Raw genomic sequence first — 24079 nt, 5'->3', positions numbered from 1 at the left:
TGACCGCCTTTGCCAATGGCAGCTATGCACTGGATCTGGTGCAAGGCTTCGGCTCGACGATCATGCTCAGCAGTGCCGACGGCGCGCTCGCTGCCGGCGGCCCGGACCCCGTACGCACCTTGTTGATTCCAGAGCCGGCTGACCTGACTATCCCTTCGCCCTCCGAGGAGATTGTGTTCTTTTCCGCCAAGGCGCTTGCGTCAACGGCGGACATCCTGACCGGCATTGGGCTGGGGAAACCCGACCCCCTCGAAACGGTGCTACAGACCGACCCCTTGCCCGCGTACATCGACCCCGCGTCCATGAACGTCAGCACATCCGGCATCGGCGTCGCCAACAACCTTTTCCAAGGGGACAACCTGGCGGCCATCAGCAACGCCGATGAAAGTTTCGTCGTCAACCCGGAGAGCCTGCTGACAGCCATGAAGGTGTTCATCGACAACTCCGTGGGGGGATACACTACGGCAACAGAAGACCTGTACTACAGGATCTACTACGAGGATGGCACGTTCTCGAACCTCATCGAGGTCAACACCCTGACGCCGGAGGCTGGCGGGCAGGTATCCTTCCTCATTGAGAAGCAGGGCACGGCGCTGATCGATGCGGTGCAGCTGACGATGGCCAGGGGCGAGATCAAGATCCCAGTGATCCAGTTCATTCAGCAGAGCGAGAACCTGGCCAGCGATATCAAGCTGGCGTTCAATGCGACGCTGACGGACAAGGACGGGGACACGGCGACCAGTGCGTTCGACGCCAACCTGTTCGCCAACGACCCGACCGACGTCCTCTTCGACTACCGGTTGGTGGGTACGGGCGGTGAGCGGGATGCCTTCAACATCGATTTGTCCGCCGATGAGAACCTGTACCAGGTCACCGGCTTCGATGCGAGCCTAAGCCTGCGCGACACGCTGGTGCTCAACGGCGACCAGAACGCCGTTGTCCAATCGATCGACAACAGCGGTGCAGACAGCATCGTGACGGTTGCCGAGGCGGGCGGACAGACAACGACCATCACCTTGGTCGGGGTCGATCTGCTCAATAGCGACATTGTGTTTGGCGGCGCCTGAGGCAGCGCACGTGTGAAAGGATGCGAGGGTGGCGTGGCAACCCCCCTCGCATTACTTTTTGAAACTTCGACAACGTCAGCACCCTCAACCTGGGGCCCCTGCCCCGGTGATGGCCCAGGCGCACCCAAAGCGTGCTCAAGCAGTCTTGTTTCGACGTGAAAATCAATCCCGCTCCACCCGGATGGACTCGGGCGGTTCTTCGTTGTTGTTGAGCCCGTGCTTCAGCGCGTACATCAGCAAGTCGATGCGATTGATCAGATTCAGCTTTTGATAGATGTTGCTGAGGTGGTTGTGCACGGTGTGCTCACTGATCCCCAGGCGCCCGGCAATACTCACGTATTTGGCGGACGGATCGCCCACGATGGCGCGAATCAGTTCCCTCTCGCGCAGCGTCAGACGCGCCTGTTTCGCCCGCTCCAGGTTATATTTCAAAGGTGTATGCACGGTCGCGGCATAGCCGGAAAGCCCACCGACCCAGGCTCTGTCCAGCCCACTGTTGTAATGGTGAACCTTGATGATGGCCTGGATGATCGACTCCGTCGGGTCTTCCGCCAGCACGATACCGCGTGCGCCCGCCTCTATCGCCTGGACAACGGGGACGGCTTCGTACAGGCCCTTGAGCACCAGCACTTTCATTTCAGCGTTGCGAGCGAGTCCCGCGACCACCTCCAGCGGGTTCAGCACGTCCAGAAAGAAACTGAAAAGAATGACATTGGGATGCAACTGATCGGCAAGATCCAGCGCATTGGTATAGGTGGTGGCCTCGCCGCTCACTTCCATCCGCGGCTTCCTGGCATTGATCAAGTCATGAAGCCCCATGAGAACCAGGGGACGACAATCGACCAGCATCACACGTATCGACTTTCTGTGGTTAGGCATGATGTTCCTGCCTCCCATGAAAAACGATCTATGACCTGCACCCGTTGACCTAGCAGGGCCAACGGCCCTGGGGCCACGTCTAGCCGTGGCATCGACAAGGGTTGCGGACGCGTCCCAAAGCCGGAAAGCGTCATCGAGACAACACAAATAGAAATAACTATCAATAGCTTACGCACGATGCTGTGCTCCCTAGAGCCCCTCAACTGAGTCTAGGTCAGCCCAACGCGCCGCCACCCACCCGCAGCAGACTCAAGCCTCATGCGGGGGGCCCGATCGATGCTTTCAAGGAGTGGCCCTAGCCCTCGGAAATCAAGGTCTTAGGCTCGCTACAGGCGGCCTGTAAGCACAGTCTGACACCGAGCAAGATCGTCAATTAACAGACGAATGGTGTGTAATTACATGCGCCAATAATGCGGTCGTCAATTTTTCGACTCATCCCGTTTCTGCGAGTTCCATGAACCTGACCTGACAGCCCGCAGGGGTGAATGGATAAAGGCGCGCGCATTTAGTCGTCGCAGCCATGACCTGCCCGCTGATGAACATGACGTTTTCCGGCGCTAGGGCTGTAGATCATGGCAATCGGTTGGCGATCATCCGCTTTCAATGACCAGGCATGCTTTCGGCTAATACTCGGATTCAACGTCCGTTGCCTGGGCGGGGCTGCCGGGACTCAACCAGCCATTGACACTGTCGACACTTTCGGCTGGCGGTTTTCCCGCCCAGCGATTGAGGGTGAACACATTACTGAGGAATTCGTACTGCGTCTTGAGCAGGTCACGCCGAGCGCGGAACTCGTTGCGTACACTGGCCAGAACATCGACGGCATTGACCATCCCGTAGGTCAACGCTTTCTCTGCTGCCACCCTGGAAAGCTTTGCCGAGGCCAGGGCCAGACGATTTGCGTGGATTTTTTCGCCGTTCGAATTGGCAGTCAGGTAAGCGCTGGTGATCTCCTTGACCACCTGGCGCCGGATCGCTTCCAGCTCCTGCTCGGCGGTCAGCTGATCCTGGTAGAGCCCACGGACCCGCGCCGAGGTCGAGCCGCCGCTGTACAGCGGCACCTGAACGCCGATGCCAGCAACATAGCTGTCGGTACGCGGCGTCTGGGAGTTGTTGTAGCCCTCGTTGGTTTCTTGTGCGCTCAGGTTCAGGCTCACGGTCGGATAGTGCCCGCCCTTGCCACTGCGCAACGCGGCACCCGCGGCTTCGACACCACTCTCGCTGGCCTTGAGCGTCGGGTTTTGCGCTATACCCTCGCGGACCCAGTCCTCCATACTCTGCGCCGAAACCCGTAGCTGCGCGTCATCGCGTATCCGGTTGAGCTTCTCCTTGACTGGCCGGCCGACGATCTCCGCCAGTGCCTCGCGACTGATACTGGCCTGGTTGCGGGCATCCAATTCCTGCGCCGCGAGCAAATCCACCCGAGCCTTGAGGTCGAGCTGGTCCGTCACCAACGCCAGCTGCTTTTCGTACAACGCATTGACTCGGTCCAGACTCTTTTGCGTGGTTCGACGTTCCGCCCTCACCAACTCCAGCTCATCCTCGGCCGCCAACGCGGTGAAGTAACGCCGCGCCAATTCCACAGTGGCCTCGGCCTGGGCATCCAGTGCTTGCGACTCGGACTGCCTGGCCAAGCTTTTGAATTTTTGGTAGTTCTCCCAGGCGGCCTTGTTGTAGAGGTACTGACGCAGCACCAGGCTGTAGCTTTCGCTATCGTAACTCTGCTGTATCAGGTCGTTTTCCTGGTGAATTCGGTTCGACCCGGCATTGAGCGATAATTGCGGCAACAGCGCCCCCATGGCCTCGCGTTGATGCTCCTTGCCCGCCTGCGCTTGCGCAAAAGAGGCCAATACCCGCGGGTCCTCCAGTCGCGCCTCGCGATACAACTGCATGAGGTCGGTAGAGAACGTAGAGGCACTGACCCCGGTCGATGCTGGTGCAGCGGTTTGCCCCAGGGCGGCACCCGCTGCAAGCATGAACACCCCCCCAAAAAGCACTGACGACATGCCCACGGTCATTCCTCGATCATCGATTGAGACATGACATCGCGGGCCGGCTGCATCAAGTACTGCAACAGCGTGCGTTGTCCGGTGATGATCAACACGTCCGCCGGCATCCCCGGCAATAACTTGCGCTCACCCAGGGTGCGCGCGCCCTCCTCGGTTACCCGGACCCGCGCCAGGTAATAGGCAGCCCCGGTCTTTTCATTGGTCAGCCGGTCAGCCGATACGCTGCTGACCTCGCCTTCGATCACCGGCGTCGTCGAACTCTTGAACGCACCGAAACGGATATCGGCACGCTTGCCGATGGCGATGCGATCAATATCCACCGGTGCCACCTGGGCCTCTATGACCAGCTCGGAAACCGATGGAACGATGTCCAGCAACGGCGTTGCCGGCCGCACCACACCACCAATGGTGTGCACTGTCATGCCAATCACCATGCCCGCGTCGGGTGCGCGGATGACGATATGGCTGAGCCGGTCTTCCAGGGCCGAGGTTTTCTCTTGCAGGTCGTATATCCGGGTCTGGACCTCGGCCAGCTGCTTGACAACGTCGGCACTGAAATCTTTGTCGACCTGCAGAATCTGCAGCTGCGTTTCGTTGATCTGCAGACGCGTCCTGTTAATAGTGGAACGGTGATCAGCCACCTCCGACCTGAGCATCCCCAGCTTGCGCTCCTGCTCGAGCAGACGTTGTTTGTCAACGAACCCCTGCTGCAGCAGGTCGGTCAATTCATTGATTTCACTGCTGTAGGATTTCTCCAGACTAACCTTGGCACCGATCATCGACTCCAGTCCCTTGATCTGTTGATTCAACTGGCCAATACGCTCGCGCAACACCGCTATCTGGCCCAGCCGCGAGCCCTGCCGAGCGTTGAACACCTGAGTCTCGCCCTGACGCGCTTCCTCTCCCCGCAGGCTGGCGAGATCGGCGATCTTGCCAAAACCGATCTCCGGTAGCGTGTCGCGCTCGGCGATGAGCCTGGCCTCCATGGCTCTGGCCGCGAGCAGCTGGCTTCGGGCTATCTCGTACTCGAAGCGCAACTGGGCATCATCGAGAATGATCAGCGGGTCATCACGCTGGACGATGTCACCGTCATGGGCCAGCACCTCTTTGACAATGCCCCCCTCAAGGTGCTGGACCGTTTTGCGATAAGCCTGCACGGTGACCACCCCCGGCGCGTAAGCAGCGCCGTCGAGGGGCGCGATCGCCGCCCAGGTGCCGAACAGGCCGAAAGTCACCCCTACAATGCCAAGGCCCAGGCGGCGGATTTTACGATCGGCTATGGGCAGGTCAGCGAAGCTTTCAATTTGACGGCTGGGCATCGTAGGGTTCATTGCCATTGCCCTTGCTAGTCTCGACCGGGGCCATGCTGGCGCCTACTGGTGCTGGCATGGCGTGCTTTGGTACCTGCGGTTGCTGCGCATTGAGTTCGGCCAGCACATGGTCGCGTGGCCCATAGAGCGTGATAACCCCAGCTCTCATCACCATGAGCCGGTCAAGTTGCGAGACGATGTTGGTTCGGTGAGTAATTACAAACAGCGTCGCGCCGGTCTGCTTGAGCTGCTGGATGGCTGCGGCCAGGGCCCGATCACCGACTTCGTCAAGGTTGGAATTGGGCTCGTCGAGAATAATCAGTCGCGGGTTGCCATACAGGGCGCGAGCCAGTCCGATGCGCTGGCGCTGCCCTCCCGAGAGCATGACGCCCTCGCTGCCGATGATGGTGTCGTAGCCATCGGGCAGCAGCAAAATCATCTCGTGAACGCCCGCCGTCCTGGCAGCTTGAATGACTTTCGCCGAATCGACCTCGGCAAAACGGGCAATGTTCTCGCCAACGCTGCCTTCGAACAGTTCAATATCCTGGGGCAAGTAACCGATATGCGGGCCAAGCTCATGCTTGTCCCAGGTGCTGATGTCCGCGCCATCCAGCCGGACCACCCCATGCTGCGGCGCCCACACCCCCATCAGAGCTCTGGCCAGGGTCGACTTGCCCGAGGCACTTGGACCGATGATTCCCACCACGCAACCGGCAGGTACGCTGAAGCTGATGTTCTTGATGATCGGCGTTTTCGAGCCAGGTGCCGCGACTATCAGATTCTCGACCTGCACGTGCCCCTGGGGCGCAGGTAAAGACAGACGCTCGGCTTGCGCTTGTTGTTTGTCGAGGATCTCGTTCAGACGACTGTACTGCGAGCGAGCGGCAATAAAGCCCTTCCAGCTACCGATGATCAGATCGATGGGGGCCAGTGCCCGCCCCAGCAGTACGGCCCCGGCAAACACCATACCTGCGCCCACCTGATGATCCACCGCCAGGTAGGCCCCCAGCCCCAGCACCAGTGATTGCACCAGAAGCCGGAAAGACCGGGAAATCGTACTGACAATCGCTGCTCTATCACTCGCCAGGGACTGCAGCAGCAGCACGTTCCTTTGCCGGCGCCCCCAGCGATCCATCAGGGTTTCAAGCATGCCCATGGACTCGATGACTTCGGCGTTGCGCAGGTTCTTCGTGGTGTAGAGCGTCGCGCCGATATGCTCCTTGTTGGCCTGGGCCAGTACCGGCCCGGTCAGCTTCTCATTGATAAATGCGAGCAATAACAACAACAGAGCACTGCCGGTCGCTACCCAGCCAAACCAGGGGTGAAACGCGAACATCACCGCGATATAGATCGGCAGCCAGGGCGCGTCGAAAAAGGCGAACAACCCGTTACCGGAGAGAAACTGCCTCAAGCCCGTCAAGTCGTTGAGCGACTGCGCCGAGGCATCCATGCCGCCACTTTCCAGAGCCCGTTTGAAACTGGCCTTATAGACCTGGCGACTCAACAACACATCCAGCCGGGTACTGACCCGAACCATGATCCGCGAACGGATCCATTCCAGGGAGGCAAGCGTGATCAGCAGCCCGGTCATGATCAGGGTTAGCATTGCCAGGGTCGTCAGGCTTCCGCTCGACATCACTCGCCCATATACCTGAAGCATATAGAAGGTAGGGACGAGCATTAACGCGTTAATGAAAAAGCTGAAGAAGCCAACAGAAACAAAGCTGTCTCTACAGATTTTCAACGCGTGCTTCAGACTGTTTTCAGGTGTGCTTCGCATTGAAACCCCTGCTCGAAACGCCATCCTTTGTGGAGCTTAGATCATGCCGAACGACTGCGTTGAGCAATTGGCCAGATCGCCTCAGGCAAGTCGCCTGGAACGGGAAGAACCAAGCTTCAAGCAGGCCGCCATGCTGTTGATGGCCGAGCACCGAATGGCGCTAGCAGAATTGGGTCAACTGAAACTATCCCCCTAAAACGCCAAAGCCCCCGTTAAACGGGGGCTTTGGCTAGACATTTTACCGATTGTCTCTGGTCACCCAGCGCGACTTAGAACGGAATGTCGTCATCGAAGCTGTCGAAGTCCGGAGCCGGCTGCGGTGCGGCCTGCTGAGGTGCCGGGCGCTGTTGTGGCGCGGACTGCTGTGGACGCGGAGCCTGCTGGCGTGGCGCCTGGTTGTAGTTGTTGCCGCCTTGCGGGGCGCCGTCCTGGTTCTGTGGACGGCCGCCGAGCAGCTGCATGGTGCCCTGCATGTCGACGATGATTTCGGTGGTGTAACGCTTGATGCCGTCCTTTTCCCACTCACGGGTCTGCAGCTTGCCCTCGATGTAGACCTGCGAGCCTTTGCGCAGGTATTCACCGGCGATCTCGGCAACCTTGCCGAACATCGAAACGCGGTGCCATTCGGTACGCTCGACCTTCTGGCCGGTCTGCTTGTCGGTCCACTGTTCGCTGGTCGCCAGGCTCAGGTTGGTCACGGCGTTACCGTTGGGCAGGTAGCGGACTTCGGGATCCTGGCCGCAGGTACCGACCAGAATGACTTTGTTAACCCCACGGGCCATAACGTTCTCCTAGGCTTCGCACGCGGAGGAAGCCGGGTTTACCAGGCGTTCCAGGGTCGTGCGATCCAAAATTTGTGTATCAAGTTTGATATAGATGGCGGCTTCATCGGCCACCACCACTGCGTCGGTCACACCCGGTACGGCCATCAGCCGCTCGGTCAGCCCCGCTTCCCGTACCGCCTCGGCCGATAACGGCATGCGCAGGCTGGTCACGTACGGCGGTTCACGCATGCTCAGCGCCACGACCCACCACAGGGCACACAACGCTGCGCAGCCTAGGAACACCGTGCTCAGGCCACCGTGCTGGAACAACCAGCCACCGAGAATTCCTCCCAGCGCGGCACCAAGGAACTGGCTGGTGGAATACACCCCCATGGCCGTCCCCTTGCCGCCGGCGGGCGACACCTTGCTTACCAGTGAAGGCAAGGATGCCTCCAGCAGGTTGAAGGCAGTAAAGAATATCACGGTGCCGATCACCAGTTCGCGCAAGTTGTCTGCTGACAGCCAGAAGAACAGCTCGGTGAGCATCAACACACTGACCGCGCCCAGCAGGACACGTTTCATCTTGCGCTTTTTTTCGCCGTAGATGATGAACGGGATCATTGCAAAGAATGAAATCAGCAAGGCGGTCAGGTACACCCACCAGTGCTCTTCCTTCGGTAGCCCGCCACGTTCGACAAAGGCCAGGGGCAAGGCGACGAAGCTGGCCATCAGGATCGCGTGCAGGACGAAGATGCCTACATCCAGGCGCAGCAGGTCCGGGTGACGCAAGGTCGGCCCCAGGGCCTGCTTGGCCACCCCCGACTCACGATGCTGCAACGCACCGTGTGACGCCGGCACCACGAAGGCAATCAGGCCGATACCGACCAGGGCCATGGCCGCAGTGGCCAGGAACAGCCCCGACAGACCGAAGGCGCGGGTCAGCAGCGGGCCGACGACCATGGCCACGGCGAACGACAGGCCGATGCTCATGCCAATCATGGCCATGGCCTTGGTCCGGTGCTGTTCGCGGGTCAAGTCAGAGAGCAAGGCCATGACCGCGGCAGAAATCGCCCCGGCGCCTTGCAGGATACGTCCGGCGATCACCCCCCAGATCGAGTCGGCCTGGGCTGCCAGCACGCTGCCCAGGGCAAAGATCACCAGGCCCAGGTAGATCACCGGGCGCCGACCGATGCGATCGGAGATCACCCCGAACGGAATCTGCAGGAAAGCCTGGGTCAGGCCGTAGGCACCAATAGCCAGGCCGATCAGTGCCGGGGTGGCCCCGGCCAGGTCCATGCCATAGGTCGCCAGTACTGGCAGGACCATGAACATGCCCAGCATACGGAAGGCGAACACCAGGGCCAGGCCGCCTGCGGCGCGGGTCTCGCTGCCACTCATGCGTTCGCTGTGGGGATCGTGCATGGATAAACCTCGTGTGAACCGGCGGCGATTCTACCAGCCCCATCGCTTAACGGCATATACGCGACGCTTTGCCGCGTAATGGCATGGAGCCGTATACTCAACCGTTTATGCCCGCCGAGCGAGGCCGCAGTGGACAAGATCCTGATTCGTGGGGCACGAACCCACAACCTGAAGAACATCGACCTGACCCTGCCCCGGGACAAGTTGATCGTCATCACCGGCCTGTCCGGTTCCGGCAAGTCGTCCCTGGCCTTCGATACCCTGTACGCCGAAGGCCAGCGCCGCTACGTCGAATCCCTGTCGGCCTATGCCCGGCAGTTCCTGTCGATGATGGAAAAACCCGATGTCGACACCATCGAAGGGTTGTCACCGGCAATTTCCATCGAGCAGAAGTCGACCTCGCACAACCCGCGTTCGACCGTCGGCACCATCACCGAGATCTACGACTACCTGCGCCTGCTCTACGCCCGCGTCGGCACCCCGCGCTGCCCGGACCACGACATCCCGCTGGAAGCGCAGACCGTCAGCCAGATGGTCGACCTGGTGCTGGCCCAACCCGAAGGCAGCAAACTGATGCTGCTGGCGCCGGTGATTCGCGAACGCAAGGGTGAACACCTGGCGGTCTTCGAAGAACTGCGTGCCCAGGGCTTTGTCCGTGCACGGGTCAACGGCAAGCTGTTCGAACTCGATGAGCTGCCGAAGCTGGACAAGCAGAAAAAGCACACCATCGAAGTGGTGGTCGACCGTTTCAAGGTTCGCGAGGACCTGCAGCAGCGCCTGGCCGAATCCTTCGAAACCGCGCTGAAGCTGGCCGACGGCATTGCCTTGGTCGCATCAATGGATGACGAGCCGTTCGAAGAGATGATCTTCTCCGCCCGCTTCGCCTGCCCGATCTGCGGCCATGCGATCAGCGAGTTGGAGCCCAAGCTGTTCTCCTTCAACAACCCGGCCGGTGCCTGCCCGACCTGCGACGGCCTGGGGGTCAAGCAGTTCTTTGACACCAAGCGCCTGGTCAATGGCGAGCTGACCCTGGCCGAAGGCGCGATTCGCGGCTGGGACCGGCGCAACGTCTATTACTTCCAGATGCTCGGCTCGCTGGCCGCGCATTATGACTTCAGCCTCGAAATCCCCTTCGGCGAACTGCCGGCGGAGCAGCAGAAGGTCATCCTCCACGGCAGCGGTAAACAGAACGTCGACTTCAAGTACCTCAATGACCGAGGCGACATCGTCAAGCGCTCGCACCCGTTCGAAGGCATCGTACCGAACCTGGAGCGCCGCTACCGCGAGACCGAATCGGCAACCGTGCGTGAGGAGCTGGCCAAGTTCCTCAGCACTCAACCCTGTCCGGATTGCCGCGGCACCCGTCTGCGTCGTGAAGCACGGCACGTGTGGGTCGGCGAGAAGACGCTGCCGGCCGTCACCTGCCTGCCGATCGGCGATGCCAGCGGCTATTTCGGCGGCCTGAAGCTGACCGGCCGACGTGGCGAAATTGCCGACAAGATTCTCAAGGAAATCTGCGAGCGCCTGCAGTTCCTGGTCAACGTCGGCCTCGACTACCTGACCCTCGACCGCAGCGCCGACACCCTCTCGGGCGGTGAAGCCCAGCGTATCCGCCTGGCCAGCCAGATCGGCGCCGGGTTGGTGGGGGTGATGTACATCCTCGACGAGCCATCCATCGGCCTGCACCAGCGCGACAACGACCGCCTGCTCGGCACCCTCAATCACCTGCGCGACATCGGCAACACGGTGATCGTGGTCGAGCACGACGAGGACGCCATTCGACTGGCCGACTACGTGGTGGACATCGGCCCGGGTGCTGGCGTGCATGGCGGCCAGATCGTCGCCGAAGGTACCCCCGCCGAGGTGATGGCCCATCCTGATTCGCTGACCGGCAAATACCTGTCGGGGCGGGTCAAGATTGCCGTACCGGCCAAGCGTACTGCGCGTAACAAGAAGCTCTCGCTCAAGCTCAAAGGCGCGCGCGGCAACAACCTGCAGAACGTCGACCTGGAAATTCCGATCGGCCTGCTGACTTGCGTGACTGGCGTGTCCGGTTCGGGCAAGTCGACGTTGATCAACAACACCCTGTTCCCGCTCAGCGCCACCGCGCTCAACGGTGCCAGCACCCTGGAAGCGGCGCCGCACGACAGCTGCGACGGCCTGCAGCACCTGGACAAGGTGGTCGACATCGACCAGAGCCCGATCGGCCGTACCCCGCGCTCGAACCCGGCGACCTACACCGGTTTGTTCACGCCGATCCGCGAACTGTTCTCAGGCGTACCGGAATCGCGCTCGCGTGGTTACGGCCCGGGGCGTTTCTCGTTCAACGTCAAGGGCGGGCGCTGCGAGGCATGCCAGGGTGATGGCCTGATCAAGGTCGAAATGCACTTCCTGCCAGACATCTACGTGCCTTGCGATGTGTGCAAAAGCAAGCGCTACAACCGCGAAACCCTGGAAATCAAGTACAAGGGCAAGAACATCCACGAGGTCCTGGAAATGACCATCGAGGAAGCGCGCGAGTTCTTCGACGCGGTACCGGCGCTGGCGCGCAAGCTGCAGACGCTGATGGATGTCGGCCTGTCGTATATCAAGCTCGGGCAGTCGGCGACCACCCTGTCCGGTGGCGAGGCGCAGCGGGTCAAGCTGTCACGCGAGCTGTCCAAGCGCGATACCGGCAAGACCCTGTACATCCTCGACGAGCCGACCACCGGCCTGCACTTCGCCGACATCCAGCAGTTGCTCGATGTACTGCACCGTCTGCGCGATCATGGCAACACTGTGGTGGTGATCGAGCACAACCTGGACGTGATCAAGACCGCCGACTGGATCGTCGACCTTGGCCCCGAGGGTGGCTCCAAGGGCGGGCAGATCATCGGCTTTGGTACGCCGGAAGACGTGGCCGAGATGAAGCAGTCATACACCGGCTACTACCTCAAGCCGCTGCTGGAACGTGACCGCGCCTGATGTAGGCGCGCTAGCAAAAGAAAAAGCCCCGCACTGGCGGGGCTTTTTTTGTTCGGGAAAATTACATCTGCGATTGCAGGTAGTTTTCCAGGCCGATCGACTTGATCAGGCCCTGCTGCTTTTCCAGCCAGTAGGTGTGATCTTCTTCGGTATCGGCCAGTTGCACGCGCAGGATGTCGCGGCTGATGTAGTCCTTGTGCAGTTCGCACAGTTCGATGCCTTTGCACAGCGCAGCGCGCACCTTGTATTCCAGGCGCAGGTCGGCGGCGATCATGTCCGGCACAGTGCTGCCGACGTCCAGGTCGTCAGGACGCATGCGCGGGGTGCCTTCCAGCATGAGGATACGACGGATCAGGGCGTCGGCGTGTTGCGCTTCTTCTTCCATTTCGTGGTTGATGCGCTCGTAGAGCTTGCTCAGGCCCCAATCTTCGTACATCCGCGAGTGGATGAAATATTGGTCACGTGCCGCCAGTTCGCCCGTCAGCAACGTGTTGAGATAATCGATTACGTCCGGGTGACCTTGCATCGCCCTGCCTCTCCCTGTGTGAAAGGTATAGTTTGAACCAGGATGACCGGAAGGTCACTGAGAATCGGGCATAAAAGTGCAAAAAAGTGGGTAAACGGTAGTGATATTCATTGAAAAACCGCCCAATTGAGGGCGGTTCTTCTTATCACTTCGACTTAGGCGAGATTCAGGCCCAACGCCTTGGCAATCCCTTCGCCATAGGCCGGATCGGCCTTGAAGAAGTGTTGCAACTGACGCTGAACCACGTCTTCAGACACCCCGGCCATGGCGCCGGCGATGTTGCTGATCAGCAGGGCCTTCTGCTCGGGATTCATCAGGCGGAACAACGCGCCGGCGTGACTGTAGTAGTCGGTGTCTTCGCGGTGATCGTAACGATCGGCGACACCGTTCAGGGCCAGTGGCGGCTCAGCGTACTGAGGCGCCTGCTTCGGCGCATTGGCGTAGCTGTTCGGCTCGTAGTTCGGTGCCGCACCGCCGTTGCTGCCAAACGCCATCGAACCATCACGCTGGTAGCTGTTCACCGGGCTGCGCGGGGCGTTGACCGGCAGTTGCTGGTGGTTGGTACCGACACGGTAGCGATGCGCATCTGCGTAGGCGAATACGCGCCCCTGGAGCATGCGGTCTGGCGACAGGCCAACACCCGGCACCATGTTGCTCGGGCCGAACGCGGCCTGCTCGACTTCGGCAAAGTAGTTCAGTGGGTTGCGGTTGAGTTCCAGCTCGCCAATCTCGATCAGCGGGTAGTCCTTCTGCGACCAGGTCTTGGTCACGTCAAACGGGTTCTCGTCGCGGCTGGCCGCTTCTTCTTCGCTCATCACCTGGATGCACACGGCCCATTTCGGGAAATCGCCGCGCTCAATGGCTTCGAACAGGTCGCGCTGGGCGTAGTCCGGGTCGGTGCCGGCCAGGCGCGCGGCCTCGGCAGGTGCCAGGTTCTTGATGCCCTGCTTGGTCTTGAAGTGCCATTTGACCCAGGTACGCTGGCCCTGGGCATTGATCAGGCTATAGGTGTGACTGCCGAAACCGTGCATGTGCCGGTAGCCGTCCGGAATCCCGCGGTCGGAGAACAGGATGGTGACCTGGTGCAATGCTTCGGGCGAATGCGACCAGAAGTCCCACATCATCTGCGCGCTCTTCAGGTTGCTTTGCGGCAGGCGCTTCTGGGTGTGGATAAAGTCGGGAAACTTCAGCGGATCACGGATGAAAAACACCGGAGTGTTGTTGCCAACGATGTCCCAGTTGCCTTCCTCGGTGTAGAACTTCAGGGCGAAACCACGTGGGTCACGCTCGGTATCGGCCGAACCACGCTCGCCACCGACCGTGGAGAAACGCAAGAAGGTCTCGGTCTGCTTGCCGACGTTGCTGAACAGCTTGGCGCAGCTGTACTGGGTGATATCGCGGGTGACGGTGAAGGTGCCATAGGCACCCGAGCCTTTGGCGTGTACGCGCCGCTCAGGGATGTTCTCGCGGTTGAAGTGCGCGAGCTTTTCGATCAGGTGGAAGTCGTCCAGCAACAACGGGCCACGCGGGCCTGCCGAACGCGAATTCTGGTTGTCGGCCACCGGCGCGCCGCTGGCGGTGGTCAGTATTTTGTTCTGGCTCATGCTCTCTCTCCCTATCGGTCTTGAACGGCCGGCTAATCGGCGTGGGATGAGTATTGACCACAACTATGACAGCAACAAATTCATTAACTGACTCACATCAATAGATTATTACAATACATATGGACACAAAAAACCGGGCACTCGGCCCGGTTTCTTGTTACAGACTGTTCGCCTTACTCAGCAGCTTCTACCGAGCCACCGACAGGACGATCAACCAGCTCGACGTACGCCATAGGTGCGTTATCGCCAGCGCGGAAGCCGCACTTGAGGATACGCAGGTAGCCGCCCTGACGGGTGGCATAGCGCTTGCCCAGATCGTTGAACAGCTTACCGACGATTTCTTTCGAACGGGTACGGTCGAAAGCCAGACGACGGTTAGCAACGCTGTCTTCCTTGGCCAGGGTGATCAGCGGCTCGGCAACGCGGCGCAGTTCCTTGGCTTTTGGCAGAGTAGTTTTGATCAGCTCGTGCTCGAACAGCGACACCGCCATGTTTTGGAACATGGCCTTACGGTGAGAGCTGGTACGGCTCAGGTGACGTCCACTTTTACGATGACGCATGGGTTCATTCCTTACCAAACACTACGTTCGGTGATTACGACGATCAGGCAGTCGCCTTGTCGTCCTTCTTAAGACTTGCAGGCGGCCAGTTGTCGAGGCGCATGCCGAGGGACAGACCACGGGAGGCCAGAACGTCCTTGATTTCAGTCAAGGATTTCTTGCCCAGGTTCGGAGTCTTCAACAGTTCTACTTCGGTACGCTGAATCAGGTCGCCGATGTAGTAAATGTTCTCCGCCTTAAGGCAGTTGGCCGAACGTACGGTCAATTCCAGATCGTCAACCGGACGAAGCAGGATCGGATCGATCTCGTCTTCCTGTTCGACTACCACTGGTTCACTGTCACCTTTGAGGTCGACGAACGCAGCCAGCTGCTGTTGCAGGATGGTTGCAGCACGACGGATGGCCTCTTCAGGATCCAGGGTACCGTTGGTTTCCAGATCAATTACCAGCTTGTCCAGGTTGGTGCGCTGCTCGACACGGGCGTTTTCCACCACGTAGGCGATACGGCGAACCGGGCTGAACGAAGAGTCGAGCTGCAAGCGACCAATGCTGCGGCTTTCGTCTTCATCGCTCTGACGCGAATCGGCCGGCTCATAACCACGACCACGAGCTACGGTGAGCTTCATGTTCAAGGCGCCGTTGGACGCCAGGTTAGCGATTACGTGATCGGGGTTAACGATCTCGACATCATGATCCAGCTGAATATCGGCAGCGGTAACCACCCCCGAACCCTTCTTCGACAAGGTCAGCGTAACTTCGTCACGACCGTGCAGTTTGATAGCCAGGCCTTTCAGGTTCAACAGGATTTCAATGACGTCTTCCTGTACACCTTCGATTGCCGAGTACTCATGGAGTACACCGTCAATCTCGGCCTCGACTACTGCACAGCCAGGCATGGAGGACAACAGGATGCGGCGCAGCGCGTTGCCCAGGGTATGGCCAAAGCCACGCTCGAGAGGCTCGAGCGTGATTTTAGCGCGGGTTGGACTGACGACCTGCACATCGATGTGGCGGGGCGTCAGGAACTCATTTACCGAAATCTGCATGGATGCACCTATTTTCTAGCCCTTACTTGGAGTAGAGCTCGACAATCAGGCTTTCGTTGATGTCGGCGGACAGGTCGCTGCGAGCAGGAACGTTCTTGAAAACGCCCGACTTCTTAGCAGCATCCACATCTACCCACTCAACGCGGCCACGCTGGGCGCACAGTTCAAGGGCTTGAACAATGCGCAGCTGGTTCAGCGACTTCTCGCGAACCGCGACCACGTCACCCGGACGAACTTGGTAGGACGGAACGTTTACAGTCTTGCCGTTTACGCTGATCGCTTTGTGCGAAACCAGCTGACGGGATTCGGCACGAGTAGCGCCAAAGCCCATACGATAAACGACGTTATCCAGACGGCACTCGAGCAGTTGCAGCAGGTTCTCACCAGTAGCGCCCTTCTTGGAGGCCGCTTGCTTGTAGTAACCGCTGAATTGACGCTCGAGAACGCCGTAGATACGACGAACTTTTTGTTTCTCACGCAGCTGGGTGCCGTAGTCGGACTGACGACCGCGGCGCTGACCGTGGATACCTGGGGCTGCTTCGATGTTGCACTTCGATTCCAGAGCGCGAACGCCGCTCTTCAGGAACAGATCAGTGCCTTCACGACGAGACAGTTTGCATTTTGGACCAATGTAACGTGCCATTTATCTGTCTCCTGATTACACGCGGCGCTTCTTCGGCGGACGGCACCCGTTATGCGGGATTGGCGTCACGTCGGTGATGCTGGCGATCTTATAGCCACAGCCGTTCAGAGCACGAACAGCGGACTCACGACCTGGACCTGGACCCTTGACGTTGACGTCGAGGTTCTTCAGACCATATTCCAGCGCAGCTTGACCAGCACGTTCAGCAGCTACCTGAGCAGCGAACGGGGTGGACTTGCGGGAACCGCGGAAACCCGAACCGCCGGAGGTAGCCCAAGACAGAGCGTTACCTTGACGATCGGTGATGGTCACGATGGTGTTGTTAAAAGACGCATGGATGTGGGCGATGCCATCAACCACTGTCTTTTTGACTTTTTTACGAGGACGAGCAGCAGGTTTTGCCATTTCTAAATTCCTGTCGATTCGCTGGTGCGATTACTTGCGGATCGGCTTACGCGGGCCCTTACGGGTACGCGCGTTGGTCTTGGTACGCTGACCGCGTACTGGCAGACCCCGACGATGACGCAGGCCGCGGTAGCAACCCAGGTCCATCAACCGCTTGATTTTCATGTTGATGTCACGGCGCAGATCACCTTCGGTGATGTACTTCGCGACTTCAGTACGCAGCGATTCAACCTGCTCGTCGCTCAGATCCTTGATCTTAGCGGCTGGGTTGACCCCAGTCTCTGCACAGATTTTCTGTGCAGTAGTGCGACCAACACCATAGATGTAGGTCAGCGAGATAACAGTGTGCTTGTTATCTGGAATGTTGACGCCTGCAATACGGGCCATTCAGTGGGACTCCAATTGACAGCTACCTACGCCCCGGAAGCCAAGAAATAGGGCGCGAGATAATATCGCTGTAGAAACAAATAATCAACCCAGCAGCGCACTAGCTGCTGGGTTTGAAGCTCAGATCACACTCAGCCTTGGCGCTGCTTGTGACGTGGTTCCGCACTGCAAATTACTCGAACGACACCTTCGCGGCGAATAATTTTGCAGTTACGGCACAGCTTTTTCACCGATGCACGAACTTTCATCACCAACTCCTCGAACCTTAAGGGTCAATCAGCGCAGCAGACCGCTGCCACCGTAGCCTTTCAGGTTGGCTTTCTTCATCAGGGATTCGTACTGGTGCGAAACGAGGTGCGATTGTACTTGGGACATGAAGTCCATCACAACCACTACCACAATCAGCAACGAGGTCCCGCCAAGGTAGAACGGAACGTTTGCCGCGACCACCAGGAACTGGGGAAGCAGACACACGGCCGTCATATAAAGAGCACCGAACATGGTCAAGCGGGTCAGAACGCCATCAATGTAGCGCGCCGACTGCTCGCCCGGACGGATACCCGGAATAAAGGCACCGGACTTCTTCAGGTTTTCCGCTACGTCTTTCGGATTGAACATCAACGCCGTATAGAAGAAGCAGAAGAAAATAATCCCTGCACTAAACAGCAGAATATTCAACGGCTGACCAGGAGCGATCGACTGCGAGATGTCCTGCAACCAGCCCATACCTTCGGACTGACCGAACCAGGCACCCAGCGAAGCCGGGAACAGCAAGATGCTGCTCGCGAAAATGGCAGGGATTACCCCCGCCATGTTCACTTTCAACGGCAAGTGGCTGGTCTGCGCAGCGAAGACCTTGCGGCCCTGCTGACGCTTGGCGTAGTGAACGGCGATACGACGCTGACCACGCTCAATGAACACCACGAAACCGATAATCGCTACTGCCAGCAAACCGATTGCGACCAGGGCGAAAATGTTGATATCGCCTGTGCGTGCAGACTCGAAAGACTGCCCGATTGCTCTCGGAAGACCGGCGACGATACCTGCGAAAATCAACATCGAGATACCGTTGCCTACACCGCGCTCGGTGATCTGCTCGCCCAGCCACATCATGAACATCGCGCCGGCCACGAACGTGGACACCGCAACGAAATGGAAGCCAAAGTCAGCAGAAAACGCCACGCCCTGACCGGCCAGGCCAATGGACATGCCAATGGCCTGGACCAGCGCCAGGATAACGGTGCCGTAGCGGGTGTACTGGCTGATCTTGCGACGGCCAGCTTCACCTTCCTTCTTCAACTGCTCCAGCTGCGGGCTGACGGCGGTCATCAGTTGCATGATGATCGATGCCGAAATGTACGGCATGATCCCCAGTGCAAAGATGCTCATCCGTTCCAGCGCGCCGCCGGAAAACATGTTGAACAAGCTAAGAATGGTCCCCTCATTCTGTCGAAACAGTTCCGCCAGCCGGTCCGGGTTGATACCTGGAACTGGGATGTGTGCGCCTATCCGGTAGACGATGATCGCCAGGAACAGAAAACGCAGACGAGCCCAGAGTTCAGACATCCCGCCTTTGCCGAGCGAAGAGAGAGCACCTTGCTTAGCCATTTATTCCTCGAACTTGCCGCCAGCTGCTTCGATAGCCGCACGCGCACCTTTGGTGGCTGCGATACCCTTGATGGTGACCGCGCGAGTAACTTCGCCGGACAGCATGATTTTCACACGCTGTACGTTTTGGTTAATCACGTTGGCATCCTTCAGGGATTGCACGGTGACAACGTCGCCTTCCACTTTGGCCAGCTCGGACAGACGCACTTCTGCGCGGTCCATGGCTTTCAGGGAAACGAAGCCGAACTTCGGCAGACGACGGTGCAGCGGCTGTTGACCGCCTTCAAAGCCTGGAGCAATGGTGCCACCGGAACGGGAGGTTTGACCTTTGTGGCCACGGCCACCAGTCTTACCCAAACCGCTACCGATACCACGGCCCGGACGATGCTTCTCGCGACGGGAACCCGGCGCTGGACTCAGATCATTGAGTTTCATCGATTAACCCTCGACGCGCAGCATGTAGTAAGCCTTGTTGATCATCCCGCGATTCTCGGGAGTATCCAGGACTTCTACAGTGTGACCGATGCGGCGCAGACCCAGACCCTTAACACACAGTTTGTGGTTAGGGAGACGGCCGGCGGTGCTTTTGATCAGCGTTACTTTAACGGTAGCCATGATCAGCGGATCTCCTCAACGCTCTTGCCGCGCTTGGCAGCAATGGACTCAGGAGATTGCATAGCTTTCAGACCCTTGAAAGTGGCATGAACCACGTTCACTGGGTTGGTCGAGCCGTAGCACTTGGCCAGGACGTTCTGAACGCCAGCAACTTCCAGGACGGCACGCATTGCGCCACCGGCGATGATACCGGTACCTTCCGAGGCAGGCTGCATGTACACCTTCGACGCGCCATGGGCGGACTTGGTGGCGTACTGCAGAGTAGTGCCGTTCAGGTCTACCTGAATCATGTTGCGACGAGCAGCTTCCATGGCTTTCTGGATCGCAGCAGGTACTTCGCGCGACTTGCCACGGCCGAAGCCAACACGACCTTTACCATCACCTACCACGGTCAACGCGGTGAAAGTGAAGATACGGCCGCCTTTGACGGTTTTAGCAACGCGGTTAACTTGAACCAGCTTCTCGATGTAGCCTTCGTCGCGCTTTTGATCGTTATTTGCCATAACTTAGAACTCCAGCCCGCCTTCACGAGCAGCATCAGCCAGCGCTTTGACGCGGCCATGGTACTTGAAGCCGGAACGGTCAAAGGCAACTTGAGATACACCGGCGGCTTTCGCGCGCTCAGCTACCAGCTTGCCAACCTTAGTGGCCGCGTCGATGTTGCCGGTGGCACCATCACGCAGTTCTTTGTCCAAGGTCGAGGCACTGGCCAGAACCTTGCTGCCGTCGGCCGAAATGACCTGGGCGTAGATGTGCTGCGAGGAGCGGAACACGCAGAGACGCACGACTTCGAGTTCGTGCATTTTCAGGCGTGCTTTGCGAGCGCGACGCAGTCGAGTAACTTTTTTGTCGGTCATTTGCTAGGCCCTACTTCTTCTTGGCTTCTTTACGACGGACGACTTCGTCCGCGTAACGCACACCCTTGCCTTTGTACGGCTCTGGTGGACGGAAGTCGCGGATTTCAGCGGCCACCTGACCTACCAGCTGCTTGTCGATACCCTTGATCAGGATATCGGTCTGGCTTGGGGTCTCTGCGGTGATACCGGCCGGCAGTTCGTAATCCACTGGATGCGAGAAGCCGAGTGCCAGGTTCAGCACGGTGCCTTTGGCTTGTGCTTTGTAACCAACACCGACCAGCTGGAGCTTGCGCTCGAAGCCTTGGCTTACGCCCTGGACCATGTTGTTCACCAGGGCGCGGGTAGTACCGGCCATAGCGCGAGTTTGTTGATCGCCATTGCGAGCAGCGAAACGCAGCTCACCAGCTTCTTCAACAATTTCAACCGACGAGTGAACGTTCAGTTCGAGAGTGCCCTTGGCACCCTTCACCGAAAGCTGTTGGCCGACGAATTTGACTTCGACACCGGCTGGCAGCTTAACGGGGTTCTTAGCGACGCGAGACATGCTTATCCCCCCTTAGAACACTGTGCAGAGAACTTCGCCGCCGACACCGGCAGCGCGCGCAGCACGATCAGTCATCACACCTTTGTTGGTGGAGACGATAGACACGCCCAGACCGCCACGTACTTTCGGCAGTTCTTCGACGGACTTGTACTGACGCAGGCCTGGACGACTTACGCGCTTGACTTCCTCGATGACCGGACGGCCTTCGAAGTATTTCAGCTCGATGGAAAGCGATGGTTTTACTTCGCTGCTGACTTGATAGCCAGCGATGTAACCTTCATCTTTCAGAACTTTGGCTACCGCAACCTTCAGAGTCGACGAAGGCATGCTTACGACGGACTTTTCAGCCATCTGGGCATTACGGATGCGAGTTAGCATGTCCGCTAACGGGTCCTGCATACTCATGGGCTAGACGCTCCTGATACAAGAAAAATTAGCCTCTCGGCTACTACAGACCCCTGAAATCGCCGGGCATAAAAACCCGGGCTCAGGAGAGCCGGTCATTCTAGACAGTTCCCAGAAACGAAACAAGCCCCAGAAGGGGCTTGTTTCGTTGCAAGGTCACCGGTGGTCGGAAGATTGCTCCCCCGCCACCTGGACGCTGCCGGTACGTCTTACCAGCTGGCTTTAACCAGACCTGGAACGTCACCGCGCATTGCTGCTTCACGCAGCTTGTTACGGCCGAGGCCGAACTTGCGGTAAACGCCGTGTGGACGACCGGTGATGCGGCAACGGTTACGCAGGCGCGAGGCGCTGGCGTCACGTGGTTGCTTCTGCAGAGCTACGACAGCGGCAAAACGCTCTTCTGGAGTTGCTTCCAGGTTAACGATGGTCGCTTTCAGCTCGGCACGCTTCTTGGCGTACTTGGCAACAGTGAGCTGACGCTTCAGCTCACGGTTTTTCATGCTCTTCTTGGCCATTTTCCTACTCCAATCAGTTGCGGAACGGGAATTTGAAAGCACGCATCAGAGCGCGGCCTTCGTCATCGTTCTTGGCAGTGGTGGTCAGGGTAATGTCCAGACCGCGCAGAGCATCGATCTTGTCGTAGTCGATTTCCGGGAAGATGATCTGCTCTTTCACGCCCATGCTGTAGTTACCACGACCATCGAAGGACTTGGCATTCAGGCCGCGGAAGTCGCGAACCCGAGGCAGGGAGATCGCCAGCAGGCGGTCCAGGAACTCGTACATACGATCACGGCGCAGAGTAACTTTAACGCCGATCGGCCAGCCCTCACGGACTTTGAAGCCCGCGATGGATTTCCGAGCGAAAGTCACAACGGCTTTCTGACCGGTGATCTTCTCCAGGTCAGCAACAGCGTGCTCGATGACTTTTTTGTCGCCGACAGCTTCGCCCAGACCCATGTTCAGGGTGATCTTGGTAACGCGCGGAACTTCCATCACGTTCGCCAGCTTAAGTTCTTCCTTAAGCTTGGGAGCAATCTCGTTCCGGTAAATCTCTTTCAGTCGTGCCATGGTCTTCTACCTAGCAGTGTTCAAGCATCAACCGCTTTTTGGGTCGACTTGAAGACACGAATTTTTTTGCCGTCTTCTACTTTGAAACCAACGCGGTCAGCCTTGTTGGTTTCGCCGTTGAAAATGGCGACGTTGGAAGCGTGCAGTGGCGCTTCTTTCTCGACGATACCGCCCTGTACGCCCGACATCGGGTTAGGCTTGGTATGACGCTTCACCAGGTTGATCCCACCAACGACCAGACGGTCGTCAGCGAGAACCTTGAGCACCTTACCGCGCTTACCTTTGTCTTTGCCGGCGATCACGATGATCTCGTCGTCACGACGAATCTTTTGCATGTCGGATCTCCTTACAGCACTTCTGGGGCGAGCGAGACGATCTTCATGAACTTCTCAGTACGAAGTTCACGGGTCACTGGCCCAAAGATACGGGTGCCGATCGGCTCTTGCTTGTTGTTCAGCAGAACAGCAGCATTGCCATCAAAGCGGATGATGGAGCCGTCAGCACGACGGACACCGTGGCGAGTGCGGACTACAACAGCAGTCATCACTTGGCCTTTCTTCACTTTACCGCGAGGAATTGCTTCCTTGACGGTTACCTTGATGATGTCACCGATGCCGGCGTAACGGCGGTGCGAACCGCCGAGAACCTTGATGCACATGACGCGACGAGCGCCGCTGTTATCGGCCACATCGAGCATGGATTGAGTCTGAATCATAAAATTTCTCCGACCCTTAGCCCTTAGACTTCAACAGCGCGTTCGAGAACTTCAACCAGTGCCCAGGACTTGGTCTTGGCCAGCGGACGGGTCTCGCGAATGGAGACCTTGTCGCCGATATGGCACTGGTTGGTTTCGTCGTGCGCGTGCAGCTTAGTCGAACGCTTAACGTATTTACCGTAGATCGGGTGCTTTACGCGACGCTCGATCAGTACGGTGATGGTTTTGTCCATCTTGTCGCTGACGACACGGCCAGTCAGCGTACGGACGGTTTTTTCAGCTTCAGCCATGATCACTTACCTGCCTGCTGGTTGAGCACAGTTTTCACGCGAGCGATGTCACGCTTAACTTGCGAGAGCAGGTGCGACTGCCCCAACTGGCCAGTTGCTTTCTGCATACGCAGATTGAACTGGTCGCGCAGCAAGCCGAGCAGTTGCTCGTTCAGCTGCTGTGCTGATTTTTCACGAAGTTCATTCGCTTTCATCACATCACCGTCCGCTTAACAAAGGAGGTGGCGAGAGGCAGCTTTGCAGCCGCCAGGGCGAAAGCCTCACGCGCCAGCTCTTCAGAAACACCCTCGATCTCGTACAGGACTTTGCCTGGCTGGATCTGGGCAACCCAGTATTCCACGGAACCTTTACCTTTACCCATCCGCACTTCGAGAGGCTTCTTGGAGATCGGCTTGTCCGGGAACACACGGATCCAGATTTTACCGCCACGTTTTACGTGACGGGTCAGAGCACGACGTGCCGACTCAATCTGGCGGGCGGTGAGACGACCGCGAGCAACAGCTTTCAGAGCAAATTCGCCGAAGCTGACTTTGCTACCGCGCAGTGCCAGACCACGGTTGTGGCCAGTCATCTGCTTGCGGAATTTTGTACGCTTTGGTTGCAACATTTGGC

29 protein-coding genes and 1 pseudogene are annotated in these 24079 nt (G+C 58.5%); 2 read left to right on the top strand and 28 right to left on the bottom strand.

Going from position 1 to position 24079, the window contains the following annotated elements:
• Positions 1-1067 (top strand): annotated as a pseudogene (locus tag UW3_RS0101300) (DUF5801 repeats-in-toxin domain-containing protein); the annotation flags it as partial.
• A gap of 162 nt (positions 1068-1229) precedes the next feature.
• On the opposite strand, the gene UW3_RS0101295 reads toward UW3_RS0101300, so the two are convergent.
• The 6 genes from UW3_RS0101295 to UW3_RS0101265 form a co-directional block, all read right to left on the bottom strand.
• A complete protein-coding gene (locus UW3_RS0101295; protein ID WP_026001146.1) occupies positions 1230-1946 on the bottom strand; it encodes a response regulator transcription factor in 717 nt (238 codons plus the stop codon).
• 623 nt (positions 1947-2569) lie between these two features.
• Positions 2570-3964, bottom strand: coding sequence for a TolC family outer membrane protein (locus tag UW3_RS0101290; protein ID WP_249684281.1), 1395 nt, complete (start codon positions 3962-3964; stop codon positions 2570-2572).
• Positions 3961-5274 (bottom strand): HlyD family type I secretion periplasmic adaptor subunit, encoded by a 1314-nt coding sequence (locus UW3_RS0101285; protein WP_010220328.1) that lies wholly within the window; start codon positions 5272-5274, stop codon positions 3961-3963. Before UW3_RS0101285 ends, UW3_RS0101290 begins: the two co-directional genes overlap by 4 nt.
• Entirely contained in the window at positions 5255-7045 is a 1791-nt protein-coding gene (locus UW3_RS0101280; RefSeq protein WP_026001144.1) for a type I secretion system permease/ATPase, read from the bottom strand. The genes UW3_RS0101285 and UW3_RS0101280 overlap by 20 nt, the downstream gene beginning before the upstream one ends.
• A 269-nt stretch (positions 7046-7314) precedes the next feature.
• The gene (locus UW3_RS0101270; protein WP_010220326.1) at positions 7315-7827 is read right to left on the bottom strand and encodes a single-stranded DNA-binding protein; all 513 of its coding nucleotides are present in this window, start codon (positions 7825-7827) and stop codon (positions 7315-7317) included.
• A 9-nt stretch (positions 7828-7836) separates the two neighbouring features.
• On the bottom strand, positions 7837-9231 hold the full coding sequence (locus UW3_RS0101265) for an MFS transporter (protein WP_010220325.1): 1395 nt from the start codon (positions 9229-9231) through the stop codon (positions 7837-7839).
• A 129-nt stretch (positions 9232-9360) separates the two neighbouring features.
• Here UW3_RS0101265 and uvrA point away from each other — a divergent pair, with 129 nt between their 5' ends.
• Positions 9361-12195: an excinuclease ABC subunit UvrA gene (uvrA, locus tag UW3_RS0101260; RefSeq protein ID WP_010220324.1), complete on the top strand. Its 2835-nt coding sequence runs from the start codon at positions 9361-9363 to the stop codon at positions 12193-12195.
• Positions 12196-12256: 61 nt separating this feature from the next.
• Here uvrA and bfr read toward each other — a convergent pair whose 3' ends face one another.
• From bfr to rplP, 22 genes are all read right to left on the bottom strand, one after another.
• Positions 12257-12721 (bottom strand): bacterioferritin, encoded by a 465-nt coding sequence (gene bfr, locus UW3_RS0101255; protein ID WP_010220323.1) that lies wholly within the window; start codon positions 12719-12721, stop codon positions 12257-12259.
• 155 nt (positions 12722-12876) lie between these two features.
• Entirely contained in the window at positions 12877-14325 is a 1449-nt protein-coding gene (locus UW3_RS0101250; RefSeq protein WP_010220322.1) for a catalase, read from the bottom strand.
• 173 nt (positions 14326-14498) lie between these two features.
• Positions 14499-14885 carry a 50S ribosomal protein L17 gene (gene rplQ / locus UW3_RS0101245; RefSeq protein WP_002555463.1) on the bottom strand — a complete coding sequence of 129 codons (387 nt, stop codon included), beginning with the start codon at positions 14883-14885 and terminating at the stop codon, positions 14499-14501.
• A gap of 43 nt (positions 14886-14928) precedes the next feature.
• Positions 14929-15930, bottom strand: a complete 1002-nt coding sequence (locus UW3_RS0101240; RefSeq protein WP_003186012.1) for a DNA-directed RNA polymerase subunit alpha — start codon at positions 15928-15930, stop codon at positions 14929-14931.
• A 22-nt stretch (positions 15931-15952) separates the two neighbouring features.
• Positions 15953-16573, bottom strand: coding sequence for a 30S ribosomal protein S4 (gene rpsD, locus UW3_RS0101235; protein WP_010220321.1), 621 nt, complete (start codon positions 16571-16573; stop codon positions 15953-15955).
• 15 nt (positions 16574-16588) lie between these two features.
• Positions 16589-16978: a 30S ribosomal protein S11 gene (rpsK, locus tag UW3_RS0101230; protein WP_002555466.1), complete on the bottom strand. Its 390-nt coding sequence runs from the start codon at positions 16976-16978 to the stop codon at positions 16589-16591.
• A 30-nt stretch (positions 16979-17008) separates the two neighbouring features.
• A complete protein-coding gene (gene rpsM / locus UW3_RS0101225; protein WP_010220320.1) occupies positions 17009-17365 on the bottom strand; it encodes a 30S ribosomal protein S13 in 357 nt (118 codons plus the stop codon).
• A gap of 131 nt (positions 17366-17496) precedes the next feature.
• Positions 17497-17613, bottom strand: a complete 117-nt coding sequence (gene rpmJ, locus UW3_RS28005; RefSeq protein ID WP_002555468.1) for a 50S ribosomal protein L36 — start codon at positions 17611-17613, stop codon at positions 17497-17499.
• 28 nt (positions 17614-17641) lie between these two features.
• Positions 17642-18973 carry a preprotein translocase subunit SecY gene (gene secY, locus UW3_RS0101220; RefSeq protein WP_010220319.1) on the bottom strand — a complete coding sequence of 444 codons (1332 nt, stop codon included), beginning with the start codon at positions 18971-18973 and terminating at the stop codon, positions 17642-17644.
• The gene (gene rplO / locus UW3_RS0101215) at positions 18974-19408 is read right to left on the bottom strand and encodes a 50S ribosomal protein L15 (protein WP_010220318.1); all 435 of its coding nucleotides are present in this window, start codon (positions 19406-19408) and stop codon (positions 18974-18976) included. It lies immediately after the preceding gene.
• A gap of 3 nt (positions 19409-19411) precedes the next feature.
• A complete protein-coding gene (rpmD, locus tag UW3_RS0101210; RefSeq protein ID WP_010220317.1) occupies positions 19412-19588 on the bottom strand; it encodes a 50S ribosomal protein L30 in 177 nt (58 codons plus the stop codon).
• 2 nt (positions 19589-19590) lie between these two features.
• Positions 19591-20091, bottom strand: a complete 501-nt coding sequence (gene rpsE / locus UW3_RS0101205; RefSeq protein ID WP_010220316.1) for a 30S ribosomal protein S5 — start codon at positions 20089-20091, stop codon at positions 19591-19593.
• A gap of 3 nt (positions 20092-20094) precedes the next feature.
• On the bottom strand, positions 20095-20445 hold the full coding sequence (gene rplR, locus UW3_RS0101200; protein WP_009397496.1) for a 50S ribosomal protein L18: 351 nt from the start codon (positions 20443-20445) through the stop codon (positions 20095-20097).
• Positions 20446-20455: 10 nt separating this feature from the next.
• Positions 20456-20989 carry a 50S ribosomal protein L6 gene (gene rplF / locus UW3_RS0101195; RefSeq protein ID WP_010220314.1) on the bottom strand — a complete coding sequence of 178 codons (534 nt, stop codon included), beginning with the start codon at positions 20987-20989 and terminating at the stop codon, positions 20456-20458.
• A gap of 12 nt (positions 20990-21001) precedes the next feature.
• The gene (gene rpsH / locus UW3_RS0101190; RefSeq protein ID WP_010220313.1) at positions 21002-21394 is read right to left on the bottom strand and encodes a 30S ribosomal protein S8; all 393 of its coding nucleotides are present in this window, start codon (positions 21392-21394) and stop codon (positions 21002-21004) included.
• 209 nt (positions 21395-21603) lie between these two features.
• Positions 21604-21909 (bottom strand): 30S ribosomal protein S14, encoded by a 306-nt coding sequence (gene rpsN, locus UW3_RS0101185; protein ID WP_010220312.1) that lies wholly within the window; start codon positions 21907-21909, stop codon positions 21604-21606.
• Between the two features lie 13 nt (positions 21910-21922).
• Positions 21923-22462, bottom strand: coding sequence for a 50S ribosomal protein L5 (gene rplE / locus UW3_RS0101180; protein ID WP_010220311.1), 540 nt, complete (start codon positions 22460-22462; stop codon positions 21923-21925).
• Between the two features lie 20 nt (positions 22463-22482).
• Positions 22483-22797 (bottom strand): 50S ribosomal protein L24, encoded by a 315-nt coding sequence (gene rplX / locus UW3_RS0101175; protein WP_009397501.1) that lies wholly within the window; start codon positions 22795-22797, stop codon positions 22483-22485.
• An 11-nt stretch (positions 22798-22808) separates the two neighbouring features.
• Complete coding sequence (gene rplN, locus UW3_RS0101170; protein ID WP_002555479.1) at positions 22809-23177, bottom strand: 50S ribosomal protein L14; 369 nt, start codon at positions 23175-23177, stop codon at positions 22809-22811.
• A gap of 23 nt (positions 23178-23200) precedes the next feature.
• Positions 23201-23467 (bottom strand): 30S ribosomal protein S17, encoded by a 267-nt coding sequence (gene rpsQ / locus UW3_RS0101165; RefSeq protein WP_008374160.1) that lies wholly within the window; start codon positions 23465-23467, stop codon positions 23201-23203.
• A 2-nt stretch (positions 23468-23469) separates the two neighbouring features.
• Complete coding sequence (gene rpmC / locus UW3_RS0101160; protein ID WP_002555481.1) at positions 23470-23661, bottom strand: 50S ribosomal protein L29; 192 nt, start codon at positions 23659-23661, stop codon at positions 23470-23472.
• On the bottom strand, positions 23661-24074 hold the full coding sequence (gene rplP / locus UW3_RS0101155) for a 50S ribosomal protein L16 (protein WP_003255479.1): 414 nt from the start codon (positions 24072-24074) through the stop codon (positions 23661-23663). The genes rpmC and rplP overlap by 1 nt, the downstream gene beginning before the upstream one ends.
• Between the last annotated feature and the right edge of the window lie 5 nt (positions 24075-24079).

This window comes from Pseudomonas donghuensis, from assembly GCF_000259195.1.
GTDB lineage: Bacteria > Pseudomonadota > Gammaproteobacteria > Pseudomonadales > Pseudomonadaceae > Aquipseudomonas > Aquipseudomonas donghuensis.
This window is presented reverse-complemented; position numbering and strand designations above follow the sequence as displayed.

Bases quoted from the DNA above. Each gene is read 5' to 3' on its own strand.
- UW3_RS0101285 (WP_010220328.1), bottom strand. From the start codon at position 5,274: ATGCCCAGCCGTCAAATTGAAAGCTTCGCTGACCTGCCCATAGCCGAT.
- rplN (WP_002555479.1), bottom strand. From the start codon at position 23,177: ATGATTCAGACTCAATCCATGCTCGATGTGGCCGATAACAGCGGCGCT.
- UW3_RS0101280 (WP_026001144.1), bottom strand. From the start codon at position 7,045: ATGCGAAGCACACCTGAAAACAGTCTGAAGCACGCGTTGAAAATCTGT.
- rplR (WP_009397496.1), bottom strand. From the start codon at position 20,445: ATGACCGACAAAAAAGTTACTCGACTGCGTCGCGCTCGCAAAGCACGC.
- rpsD (WP_010220321.1), bottom strand. From the start codon at position 16,573: ATGGCACGTTACATTGGTCCAAAATGCAAACTGTCTCGTCGTGAAGGC.
- rplE (WP_010220311.1), bottom strand. From the start codon at position 22,462: ATGGCACGACTGAAAGAGATTTACCGGAACGAGATTGCTCCCAAGCTT.
- rpsK (WP_002555466.1), bottom strand. From the start codon at position 16,978: ATGGCAAAACCTGCTGCTCGTCCTCGTAAAAAAGTCAAAAAGACAGTG.
- rplX (WP_009397501.1), bottom strand. From the start codon at position 22,797: ATGCAAAAGATTCGTCGTGACGACGAGATCATCGTGATCGCCGGCAAA.
- UW3_RS0101240 (WP_003186012.1), bottom strand. From the start codon at position 15,930: ATGCAGATTTCGGTAAATGAGTTCCTGACGCCCCGCCACATCGATGTG.
- rplF (WP_010220314.1), bottom strand. From the start codon at position 20,989: ATGTCTCGCGTCGCTAAGAACCCCGTTAAGCTGCCAGCCGGTGTCGAA.
- rpsM (WP_010220320.1), bottom strand. From the start codon at position 17,365: ATGGCCCGTATTGCAGGCGTCAACATTCCAGATAACAAGCACACTGTT.
- UW3_RS0101290 (WP_249684281.1), bottom strand. From the start codon at position 3,964: ATGACCGTGGGCATGTCGTCAGTGCTTTTTGGGGGGGTGTTCATGCTT.
- rpsQ (WP_008374160.1), bottom strand. From the start codon at position 23,467: ATGGCTGAAGCTGAAAAAACCGTCCGTACGCTGACTGGCCGTGTCGTC.
- rpmD (WP_010220317.1), bottom strand. From the start codon at position 19,588: ATGGCTACCGTTAAAGTAACGCTGATCAAAAGCACCGCCGGCCGTCTC.
- UW3_RS0101250 (WP_010220322.1), bottom strand. From the start codon at position 14,325: ATGAGCCAGAACAAAATACTGACCACCGCCAGCGGCGCGCCGGTGGCC.
- rpmJ (WP_002555468.1), bottom strand. From the start codon at position 17,613: ATGAAAGTTCGTGCATCGGTGAAAAAGCTGTGCCGTAACTGCAAAATT.
- UW3_RS0101295 (WP_026001146.1), bottom strand. From the start codon at position 1,946: ATGCCTAACCACAGAAAGTCGATACGTGTGATGCTGGTCGATTGTCGT.
- rpsE (WP_010220316.1), bottom strand. From the start codon at position 20,091: ATGGCAAATAACGATCAAAAGCGCGACGAAGGCTACATCGAGAAGCTG.
- rpmC (WP_002555481.1), bottom strand. From the start codon at position 23,661: ATGAAAGCGAATGAACTTCGTGAAAAATCAGCACAGCAGCTGAACGAG.
- UW3_RS0101265 (WP_010220325.1), bottom strand. From the start codon at position 9,231: ATGCACGATCCCCACAGCGAACGCATGAGTGGCAGCGAGACCCGCGCC.
- secY (WP_010220319.1), bottom strand. From the start codon at position 18,973: ATGGCTAAGCAAGGTGCTCTCTCTTCGCTCGGCAAAGGCGGGATGTCT.
- rplO (WP_010220318.1), bottom strand. From the start codon at position 19,408: ATGAAACTCAATGATCTGAGTCCAGCGCCGGGTTCCCGTCGCGAGAAG.
- bfr (WP_010220323.1), bottom strand. From the start codon at position 12,721: ATGCAAGGTCACCCGGACGTAATCGATTATCTCAACACGTTGCTGACG.
- rpsH (WP_010220313.1), bottom strand. From the start codon at position 21,394: ATGAGTATGCAGGACCCGTTAGCGGACATGCTAACTCGCATCCGTAAT.
- UW3_RS0101270 (WP_010220326.1), bottom strand. From the start codon at position 7,827: ATGGCCCGTGGGGTTAACAAAGTCATTCTGGTCGGTACCTGCGGCCAG.
- rplP (WP_003255479.1), bottom strand. From the start codon at position 24,074: ATGTTGCAACCAAAGCGTACAAAATTCCGCAAGCAGATGACTGGCCAC.
- rpsN (WP_010220312.1), bottom strand. From the start codon at position 21,909: ATGGCCAAGAAGAGCATGAAAAACCGTGAGCTGAAGCGTCAGCTCACT.
- rplQ (WP_002555463.1), bottom strand. From the start codon at position 14,885: ATGCGTCATCGTAAAAGTGGACGTCACCTGAGCCGTACCAGCTCTCAC.